Origin of the sequence: Pseudomonas sp. 09C 129 (assembly GCF_002843625.1) — a bacterium.
Classification (GTDB): domain Bacteria; phylum Pseudomonadota; class Gammaproteobacteria; order Pseudomonadales; family Pseudomonadaceae; genus Aquipseudomonas; species Aquipseudomonas chlororaphis.
Map to the genome: position 1 here is coordinate 3,820,046 of NZ_CP025261.1, position 24,678 is coordinate 3,844,723.

Annotated in this window: 23 protein-coding genes and 1 pseudogene; 17 read left to right on the forward strand and 7 right to left on the reverse strand. The window is 63.0% G+C overall.

The genetic code is table 11. The features are described 5' to 3' along the window. Positions 1–3: 3 nt before the first annotated feature. The gene (gene arnB / locus CXQ81_RS17300; RefSeq protein ID WP_101337947.1) at positions 4–1,143 is read right to left on the reverse strand and encodes a UDP-4-amino-4-deoxy-L-arabinose aminotransferase; all 1,140 of its coding nucleotides are present in this window, start codon (positions 1,141–1,143) and stop codon (positions 4–6) included. Between the two features lie 778 nt (positions 1,144–1,921). Between arnB and CXQ81_RS17305 the strand changes: the two genes are divergently transcribed. Then, the gene (locus tag CXQ81_RS17305; protein WP_101337948.1) at positions 1,922–2,704 is read left to right on the forward strand and encodes an ABC transporter substrate-binding protein; all 783 of its coding nucleotides are present in this window, start codon (positions 1,922–1,924) and stop codon (positions 2,702–2,704) included. A 63-nt stretch (positions 2,705–2,767) separates the two neighbouring features. Here the strand turns inward: CXQ81_RS17305 and CXQ81_RS17310 are convergent, their stop codons facing one another. Then, on the reverse strand, positions 2,768–3,811 hold the full coding sequence (locus tag CXQ81_RS17310; protein ID WP_256593364.1) for a hypothetical protein: 1,044 nt from the start codon (positions 3,809–3,811) through the stop codon (positions 2,768–2,770). 335 nt (positions 3,812–4,146) lie between these two features. Between CXQ81_RS17310 and CXQ81_RS17315 the strand changes: the two genes are divergently transcribed. The 7 genes from CXQ81_RS17315 (at position 4,147) to CXQ81_RS17345 (ending at position 11,641) form a co-directional block, all read left to right on the forward strand. Further along, the gene (locus CXQ81_RS17315) at positions 4,147–5,070 is read left to right on the forward strand and encodes an ABC transporter ATP-binding protein (protein WP_101339431.1); all 924 of its coding nucleotides are present in this window, start codon (positions 4,147–4,149) and stop codon (positions 5,068–5,070) included. Next, on the forward strand, positions 5,067–5,801 hold the full coding sequence (locus tag CXQ81_RS17320; RefSeq protein WP_007925681.1) for an ABC transporter permease subunit: 735 nt from the start codon (positions 5,067–5,069) through the stop codon (positions 5,799–5,801). The genes CXQ81_RS17315 and CXQ81_RS17320 overlap by 4 nt, the downstream gene beginning before the upstream one ends. Positions 5,802–5,811: 10 nt before the next feature. Further along, positions 5,812–7,698: a Gldg family protein gene (locus CXQ81_RS17325; RefSeq protein ID WP_101337950.1), complete on the forward strand. Its 1,887-nt coding sequence runs from the start codon at positions 5,812–5,814 to the stop codon at positions 7,696–7,698. Positions 7,699–7,797: 99 nt separating this feature from the next. Further along, a complete protein-coding gene (locus CXQ81_RS17330; RefSeq protein ID WP_101337951.1) occupies positions 7,798–8,322 on the forward strand; it encodes a cupin domain-containing protein in 525 nt (174 codons plus the stop codon). A gap of 148 nt (positions 8,323–8,470) precedes the next feature. Then, positions 8,471–8,905: a nuclear transport factor 2 family protein gene (locus CXQ81_RS17335; protein ID WP_007925678.1), complete on the forward strand. Its 435-nt coding sequence runs from the start codon at positions 8,471–8,473 to the stop codon at positions 8,903–8,905. A gap of 87 nt (positions 8,906–8,992) precedes the next feature. Further along, positions 8,993–9,814 carry a polyphosphate kinase 2 gene (ppk2, locus tag CXQ81_RS17340; RefSeq protein ID WP_101337952.1) on the forward strand — a complete coding sequence of 274 codons (822 nt, stop codon included), beginning with the start codon at positions 8,993–8,995 and terminating at the stop codon, positions 9,812–9,814. Between the two features lie 42 nt (positions 9,815–9,856). Then, a complete protein-coding gene (locus CXQ81_RS17345) occupies positions 9,857–11,641 on the forward strand; it encodes a SulP family inorganic anion transporter (protein ID WP_101337953.1) in 1,785 nt (594 codons plus the stop codon). 81 nt (positions 11,642–11,722) lie between these two features. Here CXQ81_RS17345 and CXQ81_RS17350 read toward each other — a convergent pair whose 3' ends face one another. Further along, positions 11,723–12,382, reverse strand: a complete 660-nt coding sequence (locus tag CXQ81_RS17350; RefSeq protein WP_101337954.1) for an O-methyltransferase — start codon at positions 12,380–12,382, stop codon at positions 11,723–11,725. Positions 12,383–12,511: 129 nt separating this feature from the next. Between CXQ81_RS17350 and CXQ81_RS17355 the strand changes: the two genes are divergently transcribed. Beyond that, a complete protein-coding gene (locus CXQ81_RS17355; RefSeq protein ID WP_101337955.1) occupies positions 12,512–13,150 on the forward strand; it encodes a TetR family transcriptional regulator in 639 nt (212 codons plus the stop codon). Between the two features lie 60 nt (positions 13,151–13,210). On the opposite strand, the gene CXQ81_RS17360 is transcribed toward CXQ81_RS17355, so the two are convergent. Further along, entirely contained in the window at positions 13,211–14,143 is a 933-nt protein-coding gene (locus CXQ81_RS17360; protein ID WP_101337956.1) for a universal stress protein, read from the reverse strand. A 251-nt stretch (positions 14,144–14,394) separates the two neighbouring features. On the opposite strand from CXQ81_RS17360, the gene CXQ81_RS17365 reads away from it, so the two are divergent. The 4 genes and pseudogenes from CXQ81_RS17365 to CXQ81_RS17380 all read left to right on the forward strand — a co-directional run bounded on the left by CXQ81_RS17365 (position 14,395) and on the right by CXQ81_RS17380 (position 17,314). Beyond that, positions 14,395–15,468: an NAD(P)-dependent alcohol dehydrogenase gene (locus CXQ81_RS17365; protein WP_009043853.1), complete on the forward strand. Its 1,074-nt coding sequence runs from the start codon at positions 14,395–14,397 to the stop codon at positions 15,466–15,468. Positions 15,469–15,509: 41 nt separating this feature from the next. Continuing rightward, the gene (locus CXQ81_RS17370) at positions 15,510–15,752 is read left to right on the forward strand and encodes a hypothetical protein (RefSeq protein WP_178081065.1); all 243 of its coding nucleotides are present in this window, start codon (positions 15,510–15,512) and stop codon (positions 15,750–15,752) included. Positions 15,753–15,795: 43 nt separating this feature from the next. Continuing rightward, a pseudogene (locus CXQ81_RS17375) lies at positions 15,796–16,263 on the forward strand (MgtC/SapB family protein); the annotation flags it as partial. Positions 16,264–16,396: 133 nt separating this feature from the next. Then, positions 16,397–17,314, forward strand: coding sequence for a universal stress protein (locus CXQ81_RS17380; protein WP_101337958.1), 918 nt, complete (start codon positions 16,397–16,399; stop codon positions 17,312–17,314). A 56-nt stretch (positions 17,315–17,370) separates the two neighbouring features. Here CXQ81_RS17380 and CXQ81_RS17385 read toward each other — a convergent pair whose 3' ends face one another. After that, a complete protein-coding gene (locus tag CXQ81_RS17385) occupies positions 17,371–17,934 on the reverse strand; it encodes a GNAT family N-acetyltransferase (RefSeq protein WP_101337959.1) in 564 nt (187 codons plus the stop codon). 222 nt (positions 17,935–18,156) lie between these two features. Between CXQ81_RS17385 and CXQ81_RS17390 the strand changes: the two genes are divergently transcribed. Then, complete coding sequence (locus tag CXQ81_RS17390; protein WP_101337960.1) at positions 18,157–19,053, forward strand: universal stress protein; 897 nt, start codon at positions 18,157–18,159, stop codon at positions 19,051–19,053. Between the two features lie 12 nt (positions 19,054–19,065). Here CXQ81_RS17390 and CXQ81_RS17395 read toward each other — a convergent pair whose 3' ends face one another. Further along, positions 19,066–20,049 (reverse strand): zinc-dependent alcohol dehydrogenase family protein, encoded by a 984-nt coding sequence (locus CXQ81_RS17395; RefSeq protein ID WP_101337961.1) that lies wholly within the window; start codon positions 20,047–20,049, stop codon positions 19,066–19,068. Between the two features lie 23 nt (positions 20,050–20,072). Then, positions 20,073–20,819: a fumarate/nitrate reduction transcriptional regulator Fnr gene (fnr, locus tag CXQ81_RS17400; protein WP_007925660.1), complete on the reverse strand. Its 747-nt coding sequence runs from the start codon at positions 20,817–20,819 to the stop codon at positions 20,073–20,075. 329 nt (positions 20,820–21,148) lie between these two features. Between fnr and CXQ81_RS17405 the strand changes: the two genes are divergently transcribed. From CXQ81_RS17405 to CXQ81_RS17415, 3 genes are all read left to right on the forward strand, one after another. Beyond that, entirely contained in the window at positions 21,149–22,039 is an 891-nt protein-coding gene (locus tag CXQ81_RS17405) for a universal stress protein (protein ID WP_101337962.1), read from the forward strand. Positions 22,040–22,208: 169 nt separating this feature from the next. Further along, complete coding sequence (locus CXQ81_RS17410; RefSeq protein WP_101337963.1) at positions 22,209–23,129, forward strand: universal stress protein; 921 nt, start codon at positions 22,209–22,211, stop codon at positions 23,127–23,129. Between the two features lie 97 nt (positions 23,130–23,226). Then, positions 23,227–24,615 carry an MBL fold metallo-hydrolase RNA specificity domain-containing protein gene (locus CXQ81_RS17415; protein ID WP_101337964.1) on the forward strand — a complete coding sequence of 463 codons (1,389 nt, stop codon included), beginning with the start codon at positions 23,227–23,229 and terminating at the stop codon, positions 24,613–24,615. Positions 24,616–24,678 lie beyond the last annotated feature (63 nt).

Genomic DNA, 24,678 nt, shown 5'->3' on the forward strand with positions numbered 1-24,678 from the left:
GTTTCAGTCCAGACAGGTTTTGATGGCGCCGACGACCCGCTCGACATCGTCGAGGGTCATGTCGGGGAACAGCGGAATCGAGCACAGGCGTGCCGAGTTCCATTCGGTGTTGGGTAAATGCACATCCGGGAAGCGCTGGCGGTAATAGCTGTGCAGGTGAGTGGCGACGAAGTGGATGCCGCTGCCGATATTTTGCTCCTGCAGGGCCTTCATGAATCCGTCGCGATCGATGCCGCAACGCTCGGCGTCGATGCGCAGGATGAACAGGTGCCAGGCATGTTGTTGCGGATACTGCGGCAGGTGCAGCGGTTGCACCGGCAGATCGCGCAGTTGCTCCAGGTAGGCCTTGGCCAGGATTTCACGCTGGCGATTGATCGCGTCAAGGCGCTGCAACTGCACCAGGGCGATGGCGGCATTGATATCCGCCAGGTTGTATTTGAAGCCGGGCTCGATCACCTCGGCCTGGGGCTTGCGCCCGTGGGTCAGGCGGTCATAGGCGTCGACGCCCAGGCCGTGGAACTTGAGCATGCGCACCCGGTTGGCCAGGGCCTCGTCGTCGCTGACGAACATCGCGCCTTCGGCGCAGGTCATGTTCTTGATCGCATGGAAGGAAAAGATCGCCGTGCCCCGGGCGCCGACGGGCCGACCGCGATAGGCGGTGCCGGCGGCGTGGGCGGCATCCTCGATCACTGCGATGCCGTGTTTGTCGGCCAGGGCGTAGAGCGGGTCGAGGTCGAAGGCGGCACCGGCGTAATGCACCGGGATGATCGCTTTGGTCCGTGGTGTGATCGCCGCTTCAATCGTGGCGGCATCGGTCATCAGGGTGTGCGGATCGACATCGACGAAGACCGGCGTCGCCCCCAGCAGGCAGATCATGTTGGCCGTGGAAACCCAGGTCTGCGAGGGGGTGATCACCTCGTCGCCCGGGCCGATGCCCAGCGCCAGCAGGGTAATGTGCATGCCGCCGGTGGCCGATGACAATGCCACCGCGTGCTGGCAGCCGACCCGCGCGGCGAATTGCTGCTCGAGCTCCTGGTTTTTCGGTCCGGTGGTGATCCAGCCAGAGCGTAGAACCTGCTCGACCGCAGCGATCTCTTCATCGCCAATACTCGGACGCGAGAAAGGAAGGAAAGCCTGGTTCATTGAGACCTCGGGAAAAAGGATTTCAGCAATCGAAAGAAGAAAAAGCGCCTGTGCCACAGCTGGGACTATTCAAAAAAGGCGTTTTTGGTTCGGTCATTGAAGTACGTCCATAAGTGAGGTCGGTGTGGTCGTCCATGCCTGATTGCAGTAAAGACCATGCGGGGTAAAAGTAAAGCCATATCAGTGTGTTAGCTTTTGTTTCGATTAGATGACCGGGCTGATTTCCTGCGTCTATGAATGGATTCAGGTTAAGCGGAAAAATGTGAAACGAACATGAAAAAAAGGCCAACGGAGCGTTTATCTTTCACCTAGACAGCCAGTGTTCAGACTTCGCCACTAGTTGATCGGGAAAACCCCTGTTACAGCATCCCCAAGGGCTTCTTTTTCGCGGATAACATGGATGAAAGTCATTTGGCCAAGAGAGTTTTCTGCCTTTGCAGATGCCGCTGTTTTTCAAGCACCACCTGAACCAAGGAGCATCCGTTTGCACACCGCCGATCCGTGGACGCTTGATCTTGCTGCCTTGACACCTTCGGGGCGCTCGACCATGGCGACCGATACGACCTTTGATAGGACCATGGCGTTCCCGTCGTATACTCCGTCGGGCTTGTAGCGGTGCTCGATCGTTTGCCTGAAGTCAAACCATGTGGAAAAAACCGGCGCTATTGTCGGCGGAATCCGGGAGAGGGAAGACGCTGGCAATAACACTGCTCTCATTCACCGCTGAATAACCACCGGCCATTCAATAACGAATAGAAGCCAACAAGAGGCTCGTTGTGTGATTGACATAACACCCGCCAAAGGCGTTGCTCTTTTCAGCCTGTTGTTACTGCCGCTATTCCCGGGAACGATTCCTGTGCTCGAGGCGCACGAAGCCCTCGAGTTTCTGATCCCGGACGCGCCGCCCCTGACCATGGTCAATCAGGGCGATCGTCACGGCATAGTCGGCGACATTGTTCTGCGGGCACTGAACAACAGTGGATATGCCAGCGAACCCAGAACCCTGCCGTGGGCGCGGGCGCAGAAATACGCCATCGAAAATGACAACATCCTGATTGCGCCGCTTAGCCGCACGCCCGAGCGGGAAGATCGCTACACCTGGATTGCCCCGATCATGCCGATGGATCGGGCGTTTTTCAGCCTCGAGCATAAAGTGACGAGCTTCGAAGAAGCCCGGCAGCGTTTCAAGGCCATCGCCGTGGGGTTGGGCAGTGCCCAGGAAGAAATCCTGCGCAGCAAAGGCTTCGCCCCGGAGCAGATCTATGCGATCAAGATCGGCGAGAACCCCGCGCAATTGTTGTTGAAGGGCAGGGTGGACGCCTGGTTCAACGGGGTTCAGGAAAGCCGGTATATCTGGAAACGCGTCTCCAGCCGGCCGCTGTTGATGAGCCCACCCATGGTGAGTCATGAGCTGTACCTCGCTTGTTCCAAAGTGTGCGACGCCGAGGTCGTGACCCATGTTGCGAAGGCCATAGAGGCCATGCGCCGTGATGGTTATATCGAGAAAGTCAAAGACCGCTATCTGAATAACGCCCCTTTGGCAAAGTCTGGAAATTTATAATTAGCCGCTTCAGGTTTACCGACCCTGGTAGTAATTAGAGTCTGTCCGGTGAGCAAGAAAAGCTTATTCGGACAGCGCATCCTCGTTGAGCCGAATGACCTCGTTGAGGCTTCTAAGGGTGTTGTTGAAGTTGTCCTTGGCATGGTTGAGCTTCTTGAATTGCTCCGCCAGCTCCCTGGTTTTTTGCTGCAATGCTTCTTCGCGTTTATCCAGTTCGCACTGACGCGCTTCTTGTTGCGCCCGTACCGTGCTGTCGGATTGCCGATCTTCATCAAGTTGCCGTTGCAGTTGCTGTAACTGCTCTTCCTTCTGTTCGAACGCGCGCTCTTTCTCCTGCAGTTGGGACTCTCTGGAGTCCAGGGTCTGCTGTTGCGCCTGGCTTTGCAGTTTCTGTTGCTTGAGCCGATTGGCGATGCTGGAAAACTCCATCAGGCTCGCCTCGACATCCTGCAGGAAGTGCTCGGGGTCGGTGCCCGGGAAAGGCCAGGCTTCATCCTGGGGTTCGACCGGGGACTGCTGTTCGTCCGGTATTGGCAGGGGGCCGGCATCGGAGTAGCGAATTTCGGCTTCGGGCGCATCTGGCTGGGGGCTTTGCGTTGCGCAGCTGCCCGCAGCCGCGGTGGATTCGTGGTGTTCTTGCTCGGCGCTGTCGTTTGCCTGTTCGTCGAGCTGCGCCAGGGCAGCGTCGAGTTGCTGGTCATCGATGGCTGTGGGCAAATGCTCGGCCGCCGGGCCGAATTGAGCCGAATTCTGAAAGCTCAGCAGCTTGGCGATCCACTCTTTCTTGGTGCTCAACAGGCGATGGTCCGCGGCGGCGGCAGGGGGTAACTGTTGTTTGTTCAGGTCCAGCAGATGGTAGGGCACATCGCTTTCACGGTGTTCGCCGGTGGCTGCCTCGCGCAGGATCTGGCTGAACACGCGAATCGCCAGTTGCCCGTCCTCGTCCGAGTCCAGGGCCCCCAGGCAGTAATTGCCCCCTTCGTTGAATAACAAGGCGATATAGACGCGCAGGTTATCGTCATCAAGACTTTCGTTCAGGCTATAGGCGAGAAAGTTTCGACCTGCTTCTGGAACAGAAAAACTGCAGAGCAAAGCCGCTGTCAGCATTTGCTGCTCTTTGTTTTCAATGAAGATAGTGCGTAAGAGCATATGTCACCCAGTAAACTCAAGTAAAAACATGAGTGCTAGGATACTAGGAAATAATGTCGGCTGGCGTTAAGAGCAATACTCCGATTGCATAGGATAAATCTTATAATTCTATTGAATGGTCTTATTCATATGGATTTACACCCTCATTAAAAATACCAGCGTGTATTGTATTGCGCCCATTCCGGCACAACACAGCTGTTGATCCTGTTGCAACTATCCAATCTCAACCCCCTGCTGAATATGAATGGCTTTTAGCTGTTCACCTCAGACTTCTCTTGCTGAACCTGGAAGCCATGATCGAAATATCCAAACTAACCAAGTCTTTTTCCGGGCAGGTCGCGGTCGACGATCTGTCCTGTCATATCGGCCCGGGAGAAGTTCTGGGGATTCTTGGGCCAAACGGTGCAGGCAAATCCACCACGATGAAAATGCTCACCGGCTTTCTGGCGCCGACCTCCGGCACCGCGAGCATCCTGGGGTTCGACATCCGCACCCAGACCCGCCATGCCCAGCAGCAGATGGGCTACCTGCCGGAAGGCGCACCCAGCTACAGCGACATGGTGGTACAGGGCTTTCTTGAGTTCATTGCCAGTGTTCGCGGCTATCGCGGTGCGCAGAAGCGTGAGCGGGTGGACCGGGTGATCGACCTGCTGGAGCTCGGTGACGTCCGCCGGCAGACCATCGAGACCCTGTCCAAGGGCTTCACCCGCCGGGTCGGCCTGGGCCAGGCGATCCTCCACGATCCGCGGGTGCTGATTCTCGACGAACCCACCGACGGCCTCGACCCGAACCAGAAGCAACTGGTTCGCCAACTGATCCAGGACTTGGGCCAGGACAAGATCGTGATCATCTCGACCCACATCCTCGAAGAAGTCTCGGCCGTCTGTAACCGCGCCCTGATCATCAGCAATGGCCGCTTGCTGGCCGACAGCACGCCGTACGAGCTGGAGCGCAGTTCGCGCTATCGCCAGGCGGTGACCTTGCAGGCCGACGAGCCGCTGGACCTGCTGGCCCTGGTGGTATTGCCGGGCGTGGCGGGTGTCGAGGAGAACCCGGCCGAGGGCAGCCTGACGCTGCTGGCGCGGCCCGGTGAGGTGATTTTCCCTCAGGTCAACGCGCTGGTGACCGCGCGTGGCTGGAAGATGAAGCGCCTGGAACTGGAGCAGGGTCGTCTTGACGAGGTCTTCCAGACCCTGACCCGGGGAGAGTCGGCATGAGACAGTTACCGGTGATTTTCAAACGTGAGCTGGGCAGTTATTTCGCCACGCCGCTGGCCTTCGTGTTCATCGAGATCTTCCTGGTGCTCTCGGGCGTTTTCACCTTCTACCTGGGCAGTTTCTACGAGCGCAACCAGGCGGACCTGGCGCCGTTCTTCGACGTCCATCCCTGGCTCTATCTGTTCCTGTTGCCAGCCTTGGCCATGCGCCTGTGGTCGGAGGAGCGCAAGTCCGGCAGCATCGAATTGCTGATGACCCTGCCGGTGAGCTGTTTCGAAGCGGTGGTCGGCAAGTTTCTCGCCGCCTGGGTGGTCGCCGGCATCACCCTGCTGTTGACCCTGCCCATGGTGCTCACCGTGAACTACCTGGGGAACCCGGACAACGGCGTGATACTGACCGGCTATCTGGGCAGTTGGCTGCTCGCCGGCACCTACCTGGCGATCGGCTCCTGCATGTCGGCCATGGCCAAGAGCCAGGTGATCGCCCTGATCCTCGCCTTCATGGTGTGTTTCCTGTTCGTTGCCTGCGGTTTCTCCCTGGTGCTGGATGCACTCAACCCGTGGGCACCGCAATGGCTGTTGGACTTGCTGGCCTCGCTGAGCCTGCTGACGCATTTCGGCGCGATCAGCAAAGGACTGATCGATCTGCGCGATCCGCTGTATTTCCTCAGCGTGATCGTCGCCTGGCTGATGGCCACGGTGGTGACGGTCAACCTGAAGAAAGCCGAGTGAGGACGATTCGATGAAACGCATGCTGTATTCCACTTCCGGCCTGTTGCTGATTGCCCTGCTGTTCCTGGCCTTCAATCTGGTGACAGGGCTGCTGCTCACCGGTGTCCGGCTCGACCTGACCCAGAACAAGCTCTATTCCATCAGTGCTGGCACCCGGCAGATTCTCGCGGAGCTGAAACAACCGCTCGACCTGTATTTCTACTTTTCCGACAGCGGCTCGAAGGAACTGGTGCCAATGCGCGGCTATGCCCAGCGGGTCCAGGAACTGCTCAAAGTCTACGAGCGCGAGGCCGACGGCAAGATCCGCCTGCATGTCATCGACCCGCTGCCGTTTTCCGCGGAAGAGGACAAGGCCGCCGAGTTCGGCCTGCAGGCCGTGCCGCTGGGGCAGGGCGGGGCGCCCGTGTATTTCGGCCTGGCCGGTACCGATGAGCAGAACAACGCCCAAGCGATCGAGTTTTTCGCGCCGGACCAGGAAGAGTTCCTCGAGTACGACATCAGCCGCTTGCTGCAAACCCTGGCCAACCCCAAGCGCCCGACCCTGGGCCTTTTGAGCAGTCTGCCGGCCAACGGTGGCTTCGATATCCGCACGCAGAGCAAGACCGAGCCGTGGATGCTGCTCCAGGAGCTGCGTCGGGAGTTCGATCTGCAACAGCTCAAGCCCGATACCCAGGACATCCCGAAAGACGTCGACATCCTGATGTTGCTGCACCCGAAAAAACTCTCGCAGCCGACCCTGTACGCCATCGATCAGTTCGTGTTGCGCGGCGGCAAGCTGGTGGCCTTCGTCGATCCCTACAGCGAACAGGACTCCGGCGAGGAGTACTTCGGCATCCAGAGCAAGGACAAGTCCTCCAATCTCGAGCCATTGTTCAAGGCCTGGGGCATTCATATGCAGCCGGGCAAGGTCCTGGGGGACAACCTCTATGCCTTGCTGGAGAGTTCCGAGGAGGACGGGCGTCCGCTGCCGCGGCCGTTCACCCTGGGTGTACCGCAAGCCGCCTTGAGCCAGCAGGACCCGAGTACCGCCGGGCTGGAGTTCATTGCCCTGACCACCGCCGGCATCCTCGAACCGGTGGCCGGCGCCAGCACGCGCTTTACCCCGCTGATGTACAGCTCCGACTCGGCCAAGGCCTTCGAGGCGGACCGTTTCGACAAACCAGCCGACCGCAAACAGATGCTGCGCGACCAGGAACAGCCCAGCCAGCGTTATGTGATCGCCGCCCGGGTGCAAGGCCCGGTACGCACAGCCTTTGCCGACGGCATCGAGGGTCGCAAGGACGGCCTCAAGGAGGCGCAGCAGGTCAACCTGGTGGTGGTGGCCGATACGGACCTGTTGAGCGACCGGATGTGGCTGGAAATGCAGGACGTCAACGGGCGCCCGGCAGCGCGGCCATGGGCTGACAACGCCTCCTTCGTGCTCAATACCCTGGACAACCTCGCCGGTTCGGACGCCCTGAACAGCCTGCGCTCGCGCGGCCCCTACAGTCGTCCGTTCGTGGTGGTGGAGCAATTGCGCCGCGAGGCCGAAGCCAGCTTCCGCGCCAAGCGCTTCGCCCTCGAGGAGAGCCTCGAGGAAACCGAAGGCAAGCTGCAGCAGTTGCAGGGCTCGCCGGACAAGGGCGAGACCCTCAGCGCCGAACAGCAGGCGACGGTGCGCCAGTTCATGCAGGAGAAAACCCGCATTCGCAAGGAACTGCGCGAGGTGCAATACCAGCTGAACGCCGATATCGATGAGCTTGGAAGGACCTTGAAGATGCTCAATATCGCCGCGGTTCCGCTGCTGTTGAGCCTTGGCATGCTGCTGGTCTGGGTCGTGCGCTACCTGCGCCGGAGCAAGGACCTGTCGCGCAAGCCTGCGCCGCTCGGCAAGGTAGCTGGCTCGCGGCGAGCGTAAGTGACCAGGGCCCGACCTGCCATCCATGCGCCAGGTCGGGCCAGCGCCAGGGCGAGGCGCTGCTACGCTGGGAGCAACTCCCTGACCTGTGACCCCGACATGACTGACCCGCTCCCGTCCACGCCTGCTTGCAGCGCCCGACAACTGCTGACCGCCCTCGACCTGGAACCGCACACGGAAGGCGGTTACTACCGCCGGACCTTCCAGACGGACCAGCGGCCGATGCTCGCCAGTGCGGGCGGGCAGCGGTACTTGATGACCTCCATCTATTACCTGCTGACCGGGGATTCGCCCATCGGTCATTTTCATCTGAACCAGTCCGACATCCTGCATTACTTCCACCTCGGGGATGCCCTCGAATACTGCCTGGTGTTCCCGGATGGCCGCCTGGAAACCCGGGTGATGGGCAGCGACGTGCGGGCCGGTCAGTGCTTGCAGCTTCACGTTCCCGGCGGTGTATGGAAGGCTTCGCGGCTGCTGCCCGGCGCGGCGGGCTACGGCCTGATCAGCGAAGCGGTGTGCCCCGGGTTCGACTACGCGGACATGCAGCTGGGCTGCAAGCGCCAGCTCAGCGAACGCTTCCCGCGGCACGCCAAATTGTTCGAGCGGCTCTGCCAGCCCTGAAGAAAGCCAGCACGCGGATTGCTCGTTGCGATCAGTCAAGTGTCACTTGCGATCATTGTTGCGCCCGGCGCGCGGCGCTTATGGTGGCTCGGTCAATCGCCGTCGAACGACAGCTCCCCGACCCCCCTGCAAGTGACAGGAGAACACCATGTCCGATCTGAAACTGCATCCCCAGGCTGCCGCCTCCCTGCAACGCTGGCACGCCATGCTGGCCCAGGGTGACCTGGGCGCCTTGCCTGACCTGCTGGATTCGAAAGTGGTATTCCGTTCGCCCATGGCCCATACACCTTATCCGGGTGCGCCGGTGGTCTCGACCATCCTCAATACCGTGTTCAAGGTGTTCAGCGACTTCGCCTATCACCGTCAACTGGTCACCGCCGATGGCCTGAGCGTGGTGCTGGAGTTCAGCGCAAGGGTTGGCGAGCGGCAGATCAAGGGCATCGACCTGATCCGCTTCGACGAAGCCGGCAAGATCGTCGAGTTCGAGGTGATGGTCCGTCCCATGAGCGGCCTGCAGGCCCTCGGCGAAGAAATGGCGCGCCGTCTGGCGCCCTATCTGGCGGCGAGCAAGGCGTCTGGCTGAGCGGCGGCGAGAGCTGGGCCGCCCTGTGGAGGCCGGATCCTCGACTAGACTCACGCGATCGATGAAAGCGAGCACGAGGTTCCGGTCATGGCAAAAAACAAAAAGGGCGCCACCAAGGGTGCTCCCGCTGAACCCGCAAAACTGAGCAAAAAAGACTACGAGGACCAGTTGCGCCGCTTGCATGTGGAGCTGGTCAAGCTGCAGGAGTGGGTGCGCGAAAAAGGCATCAAGATCTGCATCGTCTTCGAGGGACGCGACGGCGCCGGCAAGGGCGGGACCATCAAGGCCCTGACCGAGCGCCTGAGCCCGCGGGTGTTCCGGGTGGTGGCGCTGCCGGCGCCGACCGATCGCGAGAAAAGCCAGATGTACCTGCAGCGCTACCTGCCGCACCTGCCGGCGGCGGGCGAAGTGGTGATCTTCGACCGCAGCTGGTACAACCGCGCGGGCGTCGAGCGGGTGATGGGGTTCTGCAGCGAAGAGCAGGCGGTCGCCTTCCTCAAGGCGGTGCCGCTGGTGGAGCGGGCGATCGTCGATTCGGGCGTGATCCTGCTCAAGTACTGGCTGGAAGTCAGCCCGGAAGAACAGACCCGCCGCCTCGAAGCACGGATCAAGGACGGGCGCAAAATCTGGAAGCTGACGCCGATGGACGTCAAGTCATACAGCCGCTGGTATGACTATTCCCGTGCCCGCGACGCGATGTTCAAGGCCACCGACACCGAACATGGGCCCTGGCTGGTGGCCGACTCCAACGACAAGCGCCGCGCGCGTCTCAATATCATCAGCGACCTGCTCAGCCGCATTCCCTACAAGGAAGTACCACGGGAGAAAGTGGTGTTGCCCAAACGCCAGAAGCCGGGCGGCTATCGGGAATCGGACCATCCGTTGCGACGGGTTCCGCAGCAGTTCTGAGCACCAGGCATCAGCCCATCTACCCGCCAAGGCCAGCGTCCGATGAACCATTCGGGGTCTTCTCCGCCCGTCCCGGAACCTGGCCGGATTGCCCGCCGGGACGCCGGCGACGAACAGCATCGCTGGAGCCGCTGGCTGCCGGGGCTGCGCATGCTGCGCGGGTACCGCGTGGCCTGGTTGCGTCACGACTTCGTGGCCGGGCTGGTGCTGACCACGGTGCTGGTGCCTGTCGGCATCGCCTACGCGGTGGCGTCGGGGCTGCCCGGCATCTATGGCCTCTACGCGACCATCGTGCCGTTGCTCGCCTATGCGCTGTTCGGCCCCAGCCGGATCCTGGTACTGGGGCCGGATTCCTCGCTGGCCGCGGTGATCCTCGCCGTGGTCCTGCCACTGTCCGGCGGCGACCCGCAGCGCGCGGTCGCCCTGGCGGGGATGATGGCGATCGTGGCCGGGGCGGTGTGCATCCTGGCCGGCATCGCGCGCCTGGGGTTTGTCACCGAGCTGCTTTCCAAGCCGATCCGCTACGGCTACATGAACGGCATCGCGCTGACGGTCTTGATCAGCCAGTTGCCGAAGTTCTTCGGTTTTTCGGTCGAGGCCAACGGGCCGCTGAGCAACCTGTGGGCCATCGCCACAGCGGTGCTGGAGGGCAAGACCAACTGGACCGCCTTCATGGTCGGCGCGGCGACCCTGGCGGTGATCCTGCTGTTCAAGAACAGCCAGCGGGTGCCGGGCATTCTGATCGCCGTCACCGCGGCGACCGTCGCTGTCGCTGTGCTGGACCTTGCGGCAACAGCCGGTGTGTCGGTCCTGGGTTCTCTGCCACAAGGCCTGCCGACGTTCGCCATCCCCTGGATCAGCCGCGCCGATATCGGCCCGGTGCTGATCGGCGGTTGCGCGGTGGCCCTGGTTTCGTTCGCCGATACCAGCGTGCTGTCCCGTGTCTACGCGGCGCGGACCCACAACTATGTCGACCCGAACCAGGAGATGGTCGGGCTTGGCGTGGCCAACCTGGCGGCCGGATTTTTCCAGGGTTTTGCCATCAGCAGCAGCTCGTCGCGCACCCCCGTGGCCGAGGCCGCCGGCGCCAGGACCCAGGTGAGCGGAGTCATAGGCGCCCTGGCCGTGGCCTTGCTGCTGGTGCTGGCCCCGAACCTGCTGGAGAGTCTGCCCACCAGCGCCCTGGCCGCGGTGGTGATCGCATCGGCCATCGGCCTGATCGAAGTCAGCGACCTGCGGCGGATTTATCGCATCCAGCAATGGGAGTGCTGGCTGTCCATCGTCTGCACCATCGGCGTGGCCGTGCTGGGCGCGATCGAGGGCATCGGCCTGGCCATCGTGATCGCCGTCATCGAGTTCCTGTGGGATGGCTGGCGCCCTTACTCGGCGGTCCTGGGGCGGGCGGAAGGGGTCAAGGGTTATCACGACATCACGCGCTATCCCGACGCGCGCCTGATCCCCGGCGTGGTGCTGTTTCGCTGGGACGCCCCGTTGTTCTTCGCCAATGCCGAGCTGTTCCATGACCGGGTGCTGGACGCCGTGGCGGCCTCGCCAACGCCGGTGCGCTGGCTGGTGGTGGCGGCGGAACCGGTCACCAGCGTCGACGTGACGTCCGCCGACATGCTGGCGGAACTGGACGACACCCTGCACCAGGCCGGCATCAAGCTGTGCGTGGCCCAGATGAAAGACCCGGTCAAGGACAAGCTGAAGCGGTTCGGGCTGTTCGCACGCTTCGGCGAGGCGGCGTTCTTCCCGACCATCGGCGATGCCGTCGACAGCTACCTCGCGCAGCATCCGCTGGAGGGGGAAGGGCGCGAGGATCGCTGAGCGGCAGTGGCGCGACTCAGCGGCAAAGTCGCGGGTGATCAGGTCCCGATCTTGACCGGGGCCTCGTCTTCCAGGGGCGACTCAGGCGAACCGCATCGACAGTTCCACGTCGCCGCCGAAGGGCACGGACAGGTAGCCACTGGCGGGCGAACGGACCCCGGCCAGGTAGTCCGGGCAGTAGTCCGTGTTGTCGGCGACGATCAGCGCGCCCGGCCGCAGGCGGCTTTCGACCAGGGCCAGGATATCGGCATACAGCGCCTTGGCGCCGTCGAGCAGCAGCAGGTCGATGGACTCGGGGAGGTCGACCGCCAGGGTCTTCAGGGCGTCGCCCTCGCGGATTTCCACCAGGTCGGCCAGGCCGCCTTCGAGCAGGTGCTGGCGCGCCCGTTGCACCTTGGACGCCTCGAACTCGCTGCCGATCAGGCGGCCGCCGCCGTTGTCGCGGATGGCCGCCGCCAGGTGCAGGGTCGAGATGCCGAACGAGGTGCCGAACTCGACGATGTGCCGGGCCCGGGTGCTGCGCGCCAGCATGTACAGCAGCTCGCCGGTCTCGCGGGAAACGGGCAGCCAGAGGTCTTTCAGGCGGCCATAGAAATCCAGGTATTCGGTCTTGCTGTGCATCAGGCGTTCGCGTTCCTCGCGGGAGATGCCGGCGACGGCCGGGCTGGTCGCCGTATCGGCCTGCTCGAACAGGCGATCGAGCAGGGGCGCGAGTGGGGAGGTGGTCAATGTGCTGGTCATGGGGGCATCCCGTCCGAAGTTGACGCCTTGCGGCGCGTGGCTAAAATGCGATCAATTCGTCGCATTCAGAGGATATGAGCAAGTGACCCTCTCGGCTATTCGCATTGGCTGCGGCCCTGTCGGGCCATCATGAGCAACCGCCGGACCCCGCAGGTTTCCTCGCGCAAAGCGCCTAAACAGGCACGCTCGACGGAGCTGGTGGCGGCGATCCTGGAAGCCGCTACTCAGGTTTTGGCCAAGGAGGGCGCGCAGCGTTTCACCACCGCGCGGGTGGCCGAGAAGGCCGGCGTCAGCATCGGTTCGCTGTATCAATATTTCCCGAACAAGGCGGCGATCCTGTTCCGGCTGCAAAGCGATGAGTGGCAACAGACCACGCAGATGCTGCGCGGCATCCTCGAAGAGGGTGGCAAAGCCCCACTGGAGCGGGTGCGGGTGCTGGTCCGGGTGTTTATCCAGTCCGAATGCGAGGAAGCCAGGATGCGCGTGGCGCTCAACGACGCCGCGCCGCTGTACCGCGACGCCCCCGAAGCGCAGGCCGTGAAGGCGCAAGGAGAGCGGATCTTCCAGGCTTTCATGGAGGAGGCGCTGCCCGAGGCGCCACAGGCCACCCGCGCCCTGGCCAGCGACTTGATCACCGCCACGCTCAGCAGCGTGGGCAAGGACTTTTCAGAAAGCCCGCGCACCGCCGCAGAGATCAGGACCTACGCCGACGCGATGGCAGACATGTTCTGCGCCTACCTCACGCAACTGGCGCGCCGCGCTGACTGACTGGTAAAGCCGCAAGGTGGCCGGCCTGGCGCGCGCGGGCAAGTCTCCTGAAAAAGGGCGTTATTCAGCCATCAGCACCTGGGGTGACACCACCCATGCGCTGCAAGGCAGCTGGTACAGCAACTGCTCCGCCGTGCTGCCGATCAGGCGCCCCAAGCTGCCGCGATGGCCAACCCTGCCCATGACAATCACGTCGATGTCATAGGCTGCGACGTAACTGGCAAGGACCTTGGCCGGGCTGCCCATGATCATGTGCTGGCGTTCCGGCGCAATGCCGTTGCGTTCGGCCAGTTCGTCGAAGGCCGCAGCCTGTGCGTCGAACAGGGTCTTGGCCTTGCTTGTCGAGAAAAACGTCGAACTCTGGTCGAAGTTGAATTCGTCCGCGCCGATAGAGGACAGGTCATGGGCATAGACCACGTCGAGCTCGGCGTTGCAGGCGCTGGCCAGTTTGCTCGCCTCATGCAGTATCCGGTCGTTGAAGTCCTGGTACTGGTCATCGCGATGGAACGGGTCGACCGCCGCGACGATCTTGCGCGGCAATGCATGCTGCAGGTGGCTGACAAAATGCAGGGGCACCGGGCACTCACGCAGCAAGTGGATATCCAGGGGCGTGAAGAACACCCTCGACAGCCGCGATTGATGCTCCAGGGCCTTGATCAGCAGGGCCATGGGCTGTTCTTTGAGGTGCGTCAGGATTTCCTGCAGCGGGCTTTCGACCCATATCACTTCAGTGGTGACGGTGACACCCAGTTTGCGCAGCGGACGGGCCTGTTCTTCGAGCCACTGGCGATGGCGTTCGACATAACCCAGGCGCATCTGCTCCAGGGCCTGTTCGTTGACCAGGCTGGCCGTGGCCAGGCCTTCCAGGTAGTCGAAGGCGACGATGTGCAGGGCTGCGTCTTCGGCCCTGGCCAGGGCGGCGGCCCGATCGAAGGCGGGGCTGTTCTCCATCAGCGGCGAGGCGACCAGCATGAAACGTGATTGCTCGGACATGACGACTCTCCCAGGGGTAATTGACGGCAACGCGTCTTTGGCCGTGAAACCCTCTGCGATCCTGCCTGCGGCCGGCGGTGCGCGCTTGATCTGTATCAACCCGTCCGACAGTGGAGCGGGCCAGCTGACGTGTGGTCAGTCGCGAGGGGCCATTGATGAATTATTGATCATGATCAAGTCCAGGCCCTTGCTCCCGGCGCAGCCTGAAAGCCTTGCCGGGCTCAGCGCGGGCTCAAGGTTGGAGGATCGTCATGGCCACCATGAAAGCGGCAATTTTCGTTGAAAAGAACCGGATCGTGCTCGATGAAAAGCCGATCCCCGAAGTGGGGCCACTGGATGCCCTGGTGCGTATCACCACGACGACGATCTGCGGCACCGATGTGCACATCCTGCGGGGCGAGTACCCGGTGGCCAAGGGCCTGACCATCGGTCATGAACCGGTGGGAATCATCGAGCGGCTGGGCTCGCAGGTGCGCGGTTTTGTCGAGGGGCAGCGAGTGATTGCCGGGGCCATCACGCCCAGCGGGCAAAGTTATGCCTGCTTGTGCGGTTGCGCTTCCCAGGACGGCCCGGACACCCGCCATGGCTTTCGCGCCATCGGCGGCTGGAAGTTCGGCAACAGCATCGATGGCTGCCAGGCCGAGTACGTGCTGGTGCCGGATGCCCTGGCCAATCTGTGCCCGATCCCCGACGGCCTCAGCGACGAACAGGTGCTGATGTGCCCCGATATCATGTCCACCGGGTTTTCCGGGGCAGAGCGTGGCGAGGTCAGTATCGGCGATACCGTCGCGGTATTCGCCCTGGGGCCGATCGGCCTCTGCGCGGTAGCCGGTGCGCGGCTCAAGGGTGCCAGCCAGATCATCGGCGTGGATGCCGTGGCCGAGCGCATGACGGTCGCCAAACGCCTGGGAGCCACCCATGTGGTCAACTTCAAGGACGGTAACGTGGTCGAGCAGATCATGGCGCTGACCGATGGCCGTGGCGTCGACGTGGCCATTGAAGCGCTGGGTACCCAGGGCACCTTCGAGTCCGCCTTGCGCGTCTTGCGGCCAGGCGGGCGGTTGTCCAGCCTCGGTGTCTATTCCAGCGACCTGCACATTCCCCTCGACGCCTTCGCCGCCGGGCTGGGCGACTACAGCATCGTCAGTACCCTGTGCCCCGGCGGCAAAGAACGCATGCGCCGCTTGATGGCGGTGGTGCAAAGCGGCGGGGTCGATCTGTCGCCCCTGGTGACCCACCGTTTCAAACTCGACGATATCGAAGCCGCCTATGAGTTGTTCGCTCACCAGCGGGACGGGGTCATGAAGGTGGCGATTACCCCGTGATGCCCGGCCGGGCGACGCGGGTGCTTGAGCGGAGGCGATCGATGATCATCGACATCACAGCGAAACCGACAGGCCATGGCTGGCTCGTGCACATGGATGCCCTGACGGTGGGCTTCTGCAGCCTGGAAGCCGCGACGGCTTTCGTCGGTCAACTCCGGGCGCGCATCGATGCGCCGCATCCCTGGCCGACCAGCCCTGGCCAGACGAAGGCCCCCCCTCGGACAGCCGGCGACCGATCCGCTCCGGCTACCAGGAAGGGGGCTTGCCCTGGCCTGCTGAAGTGACCCTCGTGGCCAGGGCGGCAAGGTTCATCCACAGGGAGGCTCTATGAGCGCGACCCTTGGCCTGGAAGGCGCGGCGGCTGCGCTGGGAATCGGCTTGCTCATCGGTCTGGAGCGCGAACGGCACAAGGGGCGAGGAGACAGCCGTGCCTGTGCGGGGTTGCGCACGTTCGCCATTACCGCGCTGCTGGGGTATGTGGCGATGCAGGTCGGTGGTGCCCTGTTGCTGGGGATCATGGAGATCTGCGTGGCCTTGCTGATCACCGTGGCGTATTGGCGAAGCCTGGGCAGCGACCCGGGCGTGACCAGCGAAGTGGCGTTGCTCACGGTGCTGGCGCTGGGGGCTATGTGCGGCACGGCGCCGGAATTGGCGATTGCCATTGGCGTGGTGATGGCGGGGCTGCTGACGTATCGACAAAAGTTGCATCACTTCGCCCGCAGTCAATTGAGCGAAGCGGAAATGCGCGACGGGCTGGTACTGCTGATCGCCGCACTGGTCGTGCTGCCGCTGGCGATGTGGGCCGGCATCTGGCTGTACTGAAACCTGTCGCTTCGGGTAGCTGACAAAGATCAAGTCACCCGGCCCTGGAACGCTCAATCTGCAATTCCATTCCGTGTTCTGAGATGGCCGCGTGCCGAGGTGCCTTATGTCGCAGACCCAGCGTTTACTGCTCATTGCCCCTCCCTCCATGAACCGCACACCGGCATTCGACCGCGCTGCGGCGCTGGCCCGGGCGATGCAGTTACCCTTGCATATCGTGGCGTTCGATTATTTGCAGGCGCTGGCGGTGGCCGGCCTGTTCGCACCCGAACAGATCGCCCAGGCCCGGGACGGGTATCTGCAAAGCCATCGGCAATGGCTTGACGAGCAGGCTCGCTCGATGAGCGAACAGGGGATCGAGGTCACTCGCGAAGTGCTCTGGGTGCAGCATCCGTTCGAAGAAATCCTGCACTTCGTCAATGAGATGCCCCTGGCCCTGATCGTCAAGGATGCCGAAGAAGAGCCTGCCTTGAAGCGCGTGTTCTTCACTCCCCTGGATTGGCAGTTGCTACGGGACTGTCCGGTACCGGTGCACCTGGTGACCAATGCCCTCAACCCACGGCCACGCAACGTACTGGCCATCGTCGATGTGCTGCGCAGCGATGAGCAGGACAGGGTGTTCAACGACCAGATTATCGACGCCGCGATAAAGCTGGCCGGGCAGTGTGCCGCGGCACTCGAGCTGGTGCATGTGTATGACTGGGCCACGGTATATGCCCAGGACATGGGGGTTGGCGTGCTGCCGCTGAGCGTCGGGATCTACGAAGTGTTGGGCGAGGCGCAATTCGAGGCATTCGCGGCGCTGGCCGAACGCCATGGCGTGCCTCCAGAGCGTCGCCATTTCATCGAGGGTACGCCGCTGTCGTGTATCTGTGACTTTGCGACTGCCCACCGGACTGACGTCATTGTCATGGGAACCGTGCAGCACAAGGGGCTGAAAAAACTCTTGGGCAGCACCGCCGAGCAGCTTTTGCACCGGGCTCCGTGCAGCGTACTGGCGATAAAACCGGACAAGACGCTCTGATTGAGGATTGAATCGCCCGTGGCGGCCCGCTGGCCGGTACGCCACGGGGCGCTGGTTTACAGGTGGAGGCGATGGATGACCTGGCGGCTGTCGTCGGGATCGTGACTCCGTTCGAAACCCAGGGTCTTGGCCAGGTCACGCATGGGCGCATTGCTGGCGGCGTCGACCGAATACATCTGGCGAAAGCCGTTCTTGCGGGCAGCCTTGATCAGATGCTCCATCAATAAGGTTCCCAGGCCCAGGTGCGTCCATTCGTCGGCGACGGTTACCGCGCATTCGCATTCGTGCTCGCCCGTGGCGGCGTAGCGGCTGATACCGATCTCGATCAGTTGTCCGTTTTCGTGAGCGAGCGCGACGTACGCCATGTGCTGCTTGCCGTCGGTGTGCATCAACTGATCGAGCAAGGCGCCACTGGGGTCGCTGATCTGGGCGAGAAAACGCATGTGCCTGGATTCGGGAGACAGGCGCCTGATAAAGGCGTACTCCCGCTCGCGGTCCTTTTCCGCCAGTGGACGGATCAGCACATGATGGCCGTCCTTCAGCGTTTCGATCCAGTGTTCTCCGGGGACCGCGGCGTAGACGGCGGCGGCCCGTTCGTTGTGGTTTTTGACAGTGAGCATGATGGGGTTCTCCATACGGCCGAAAGGGGCCGCGCGGCAGGGCACACGCGGTTCGCTTCGTTTTACCCCGCTGATGACGGTCGGATCTGATCTGGATCAGACACCGGCGACAGGCGTCGCTCATCGAGTGGGATCTGATGTACATCAAGGCACTTGCCGGCGGACAAGGCGCACTCTAGGTCTATGCCGGCCTGTTCGACCGGTGCCTGAGCGAGGTGTGTGATGGGGCATTACCAACGTTTGCTGCTGATCGCCGATCCAACCCTGCATCAGTCGCCAGCCTCGCTACGGGCTGTCGCGCTGGCCAGGGCCAGCGGGGCTGTGTTGCATGTACGCGGCTTCGCCGAGCCGGCGCCGGTGGTGCATCTGTGGGAAGAGAGAGTCGACGAGGCGGGCTATCAGCGTTATCTGCGTCGCCATCGCCGATGGGTGGCCGAAGAGACCCAGCGGCTCGGCGACCAGGGGCTGGAAGCGACGGTCGACGTGTTGTTCACCACCCATCCGCTGCTGGACATCCTGAAGACGGTCGAGGAGCTCGGTCCGGACCTGCTGATCAAGGACGTCAGCCTGGAGCCGCTGCTCAAGCGGGTGTTCATCACGCCCCTGGATTGCCATCTGCTGCGTGAGTGCCCGATCCCCGTGCATCTGGTCAATCAGGCCCGTTACGGCTTGCCGCACAGGGTCGTGGCGGCGGTGGACCCATTCGATCCACCGACCCAGATCAGCGGCCTGAACGACACCATCATCCAGACGGCCAACGCCCTGGCCTTGCAATGCGATGCGCCACTGCACCTGCTGTACGCCTATGACCTGTCGCCGGCCTTCAATGGCGATGCACCGCTGGTCAGCGGTGGCTGGGGCATGGACGTCGTCGAGGAGCTGCGTGAGTCGTTGCATCTGGCGTTTGTCAGCCTGGCGGAGCGTTATGCCATCGCGCCGGAACGCCGGCACTTTGTCCCGGGCCCGCCGGTGCCCGCGATCAGCGATTTCATCGAGCAGTACCTGGCCGATGTGGTGGTGATGGGGACTGTGCACCGGATGGGGATCGACCGCTTGATCGGCAGCACGACCGAGCGGGCGCTGTACTCGGTGCCGGGCAGTATTCTGGCGGTCAGGTGAACGGTTCGGGCGTCACGGCGTGAGCACGATCGCCCCGTTGAACTGACCGGCCCGCAGGCGCTCCAGTGCCTGATTGGCATCGTCCAGGGCGAAGCAGGTGACGTCGCAGTGGACGGGGGTGTGCTGCAGTTCTGCGAAAAACGCGCTGCCGTCTTCACGGGTCAGGTTGGCTACCGAGCGCACGCTGCGTTCGCCCCAGAGCAGTCGGTAAGGGAATGCCGGGATGTCGCTCATGTGGATGCCGGCGCAAATCACGCAGCCGCCCTTGACCGTGACCGCCAGCGCCGCCGGCACCAGCGGGCCGACGGGGGCGAAGATCAGGCTGGCATCGAGCGGGTGCGGCGGCGCCTGATCCGAGGGACCGGCCCAACTGGCCCCCAGCGACCGGGCATAGTCCTGGCCCGCGCGGTCATCGGGTCGGGTGAAGGCATACACCTGCTGCCCCCGGCCCAACGCCACCTGAATCGCCAGGTGCGCCGCCGCGCCGAAACCGTAGAGGCCCAGGTGGCGCGCGTTCCCGGCCATCCGCAGCGCCCGAAAACCGATCAGCCCGGCACACAGCAACGGCGCGGCCTGGGTGGCCGGGAGCGCTTCGGGAATCGGCAGGCAGAAACGGGCGTCGGCGACCGTGTAGTCGGCGTAGCCGCCGTCCAGGTGACAGCCGGTAAATTGCGCCTGGTCGCACAGGTTTTCCCGGCCGGTGCGGCAGAACGCGCATTCGCCGCATGTCCAGCCGAGCCATGGAACGCCCACTCGCTGGCCGATCCAGCCGGGCGCGACGTCTGCACCCACCGCGGTCACCTGGCCAACGATTTCATGGCCGGGCACCCGTGGCAGCAGCGCCTGGGGCAACTCGCCATCGACCAGGTGCAGGTCGGTGCGGCAGACGCCGCAGGCCAGGACTTTGATCAGCAGTTGCTGGGGGCCGGGTGTCGGGACCGGGCGTTGTTCCTGTCGCAGCGGCTCGCCGGGGGTATGCAGGACCATAGCGCGCATGACGATTCTCCGGACGTGCAGGGTCAGCGCAGGGCCGAGCGGTGGCAACCTGCGACCAATTGCTTGAGCCCCTCCAGGTTCAGGACCTTGACTTCCCGCCCGGAAATTTCCACCAGCCCCTGGTCCCGCAGGTGCGCGATGCCCCGGCAAATGGTTTCCAGCCTCAGCCCCAGGTAGGAGCCGATCTCCTCGCGGCGCATTTTCAGGATGAAGTCCCTGGACGAGTAGCCTCGCAGGCTCAGGCGTTGCGACAGGTTCAGCAGGAAGGCCGCCAGGCGTTCGTCGGAGTTCATATTGCCCATCAGCATCAACATGCTGTGATCGCGCACGATTTCTCGGCTCAGGAGTTTGTTCAGGCTGTGTTGCAAGGATGGCAAGTCCTGGGCGAGTTTCTCCAGTTGAGCGAAGTGGATGGGACAGACTTCGCTGTCCTCCAGGGCGAACGCGCTGCAGGCGTGTTCGTCGGCACTGATGGCATCCAGACCAAGCATCTCACCCGATATCTGAAAGCCGGTGACCTGTTCACGACCGTCGATTGAAACCATGCTGGTCTTGAACGAGCCTATGCGGACCGCATACAGCGAGCGCAAGGGATCGCCGGCGCGATAGAGGGCGACGCCTTTCCTGACCTTGAAGCGTTGCACGATCAGGGTGTCCAGGCGCTCGATCTCCGCCCCGCTCAGGCCCAGCGGCAGGCACAGCTCCAGGACGCTGCAGTTGGCACAGGCAGCCTTGAGATGAGGATTGGGAGACGCTCGGGTGTCTGGCATGCCATGAGACCCCTTTCCAGATGGGTGAAGCATAGTTCCTGTGCCTTGCCAGGGCGGGCCGCTCGGCTGCTGGCGAAAAGCAGGCGACGAATGGGAAAAACACCTGCCCCCTCATCGAGCTCAGGCAGGACGCGCCAGGGGCGGGTCCTCAGGTTTATCTGCGCAGGGGCGCTTTTCGGCGCCTCGCGCGGGGATCTGACATAGATCAGAACCCTGGAGGCGCGCAGGGAGGAGTCTGGGTCGACACTGATGCCGATCCCGCGAGGGCGCAGCGGCTGCCTTCATCAACGGGCACCTGGCATCGAAGCCCACCTGTCTGGAGGTCGATCATGAGCCAGTACCAACGGTTGTTGCTGATCATCAACCCGGCTCAACGCCATTCCCATGCCATAGATCACGCCGCGGCCCTGGCCCGGGCCAGCGGCGCGAGCCTGCATATCGCGGCCTTGATGAGGTCGCTGGATATTCTGTGGTTGCTCGAAGAGGGCGATCGCCAACAGGCCCGGGAAAGCTACTTGCAGGACCATCGCGACTGGCTCAAGGCCCAGGTAGAAAACTTGCACGGCCAGGGGCTGGCCGTGACGATGGAGGTGGCATGGGTCGATGACATGCAGCAAGGCATCCTCGACCATGTCGTGGAAATGCAGCCCGACCTGTTGATCAAGCAGATAGAGCATGAGCCGCGGCTCAGGCGCGCGCTCTTTACCCCCCTGGACTGGCACTTGCTGCGCCATTGCCCGATACCGGTGTACCTGACTGGCGGGAATGGCAGCCTCTTGCCGCGCAAAGTCGTGGCCGCGGTCGAAGTGTCGGACACCAAGCCTGCGGACAACGAACTCAATGAGCGGATCATCCATGAGGCTTCCAGTCTCGCCTTGCAGTGCGATGCCGAGCTGCACCTGCTGTACGCCTGTGATATCTCCGCGGCCTTTCTGGAAAATATGAGCGGCGTCGGTCTGACCCTGGCGGACCTTACCCGCAAGCTGCGCGAGGATCTGGAACAATCCTTCCTCGCACTGGCCGAGCGCTTCGGCGTGCCTGCCGACTGTCGACACTTCATCAAGGGCCCACCCGTCTCGGTGCTGAGCGAGTTTGCCCACGCCCAGGATGTGGATGTGATCGTGATGGGCAGGAACCAGTCCCGCGGGCTGGCCAAGCTGGTGGGCAGCACGATCGAACATATTCTGTATCAGGCGCCTTGCAGCGTTCTGGCGGTCTAGGGGAGGGCACCGGAGCGGGCTGCGGGCAGAGCAAGGGCAGAAGGGCGCGGCCCTGGCCGGGATCGGGCGCCGCGCATCGCCGATGACCCATCGGCAAGGGTACCAAGGCTCCGGCAGGAAGCCGGGCTTGCGGTAAGGCAGGTGAAGCGTTACCAGGACGAGGTGTGCGATGTCGAGAATCCAGCGTTTATTGCTCATTGCCCCAATCGAGATGACCCGCACCCCGGCATTCGACCGGGCGCAGGCGCTGGCCAGCGCAACCGGTGCGATGTTGCACATTGTCGCTTTCGATCATGTCAACGCGCTGGCGGTGGCCGGCCTGTTCGACCACGACGCCATGAGCCAGGCCCGGGAAGGTTACCTGCAGGTGCACCGCCACTGGCTTGAACAGCAGGCGCGCTTTCAACGCTGCGAGGGCTTGCGGGTGACCACTGAAGTGGTCTGGGCCAGGTTGAGCCCGGCCCACGTGCTTGAGTACGTGAACGACTTCCACCCGGACCTGGTGATCAAGGATGTGCAACGGGTGCCGGCACTCGACCGGGTCTTCCATCGGCCTCTGGACTGGCTGTTGCTGCGTGATTGTCCCGCTTCCTTGCACCTGGTCAGCCGCGCGGAAAACCCCAAGCCGCTGAAGATCCTCGCCGCCATCGACCAGTCCCACCTGGAAGCGCTGACCCATGGGCTCAACGAACGGATTCTCGACCTGGCCTCGACGCTGGCAACGTCCTGCGGTGCGACCTTGCACCTGCTCAATGTCAGCAACTGGTCGGTGGTGGGTGACGCGGTGACGAGTGTGCCGACCTCGAGCCTCGACACCAGCTTGCGGGATGCGGTCAACGATGCCCAGCAAGAGGCCTTCGATCTGCTTGCCGAGCGTTATGGCATCGAGGAGGGCCGCCGACATTTGCTGGCCGGCATTCCCCATCAGGCGATCGAGCATTTTGCCCGCAGGAACGCCTTCGACATGGTTGTGCTGGGCACGGCCTGCCGCCACGGCGTCGAGGTTTTCGTCGGCAGTACCGCCGAGAACCTGCTGCACCATGCCCCCTGCAGCCTGATGCTGGTCAAACCGCCCGCCGAGACCGGCTGAAATGACCGTGGGCACAGCCACGGTTGATAAAAGTCAACGGTCGCAAGGGCGAAAGGAGCGATCAATAGCCCTCCCATGAAGGTTCAAGGAGACAGCCATGCGAATGTCATTTCTCGGCGCGGCTGGCACAGTCACCGGCAGCAAGTACCTGCTGGAGCATGAAGGCCAGCACGTGTTGATCGATTGCGGCCTGTTCCAAGGCTACAAGCAGTTGCGCCTGCATAACTGGGACCCGTTCCAGCTACCGGTTCGCGAGCTGGACGCCATTGTCCTGACCCATGCCCACCTGGATCACAGCGGCTACCTGCCGGTATTGGCGCGCAACGGTTACCGAGGCCCGGTGTATGCCACGGCCGCCACCTGTGAGCTGGTGAAAATCCTGTTGCGCGACAGTGGCCGCCTGCAGGAGGAAGAGGCCGAGTTCGCCAATCGCCATGGTTACTCGAAACACACCCCGGCGCTGCCGCTCTATACCGAGCAGGACGCGGAACGTGCCCTGAAGCTGCTGCGGCCGCTGGAGTTGCACCATCGGGTCGATATCGTCCCGGGTATGAGCATCCAGCTGCGCTGCGCCGGGCATATTCTTGGCGCGGCCACGGTGGAAGTCGTGGCCGGCGGCGTCACGCTGGTGTGCTCCGGGGACCTGGGGCGACCCAACGACCCTTTGATGTTCGCCCCGGAAACCATCGAGCACGCCGACTATTTGCTGGTGGAGTCGACCTATGGCGATCGCCGGCACCCCGTCGAGTCGCCGGAAGAGCAACTGGCACAGGTCATCAACCGTACCGCGATGCGCCGCGGCATCACCCTGGTACCGTCGTTTGCGGTCGGGCGCGCGCAATTGCTGATGTATCACCTGTACCGGCTGCTACAGCGGCGAGCGATCCCAGACCTGCCGATCTACCTCAACAGCCCCATGGCCACCGATGTCACGCGCCTGTACCAGCGTTTTCGCAGTGAGCACCGTCTCTCCCAGGAAGAGTGTGAAGGCATGTGCCATGTCGCGCATTTCGTGCGCACGACCCAGGAATCGATCAACCTGGATCTGCAACGCACGCCCGCGGTGATCATCGCCGCCAGTGGCATGGCCACCGGTGGCCGGGTGGTTCACCACCTCAAGGCGCTGGCCCCCAACCCGATCAATACGTTGCTGGTGCCGGGCTTCCAGGCCGGCGGCACCCGCGGCGCGCAGATAGTCGCGGGCGCCGAGTCGGTGCGTATCCACGGCAAGGATGTGCCAATCCGCGCCGAAGTAGTGCCGATGGAAACCTTGTCCGCGCACGCCGACGCCGATGAAATCATGCAGTGGCTGCGCGGGTTCAAGCGGCCACCGAAGCACACCTTTGTGGTGCACGGCGAACCCAACGCCTCGGACGTGCTGCGCCGGCGCATCAGCCAGGAGCTGGGATGGTCGGTCTCGGTGCCGGAGTATCGCGACAGCGTCGAGCTTTCCCTTATCGACCAGCCCCCACATCTGCCGTCCTGACAGCAAAAAGCCCCTTGCCGGTTTCCCGGCAAGGGGCAAACTGGCCCGGCTTCAAGTCGCCCC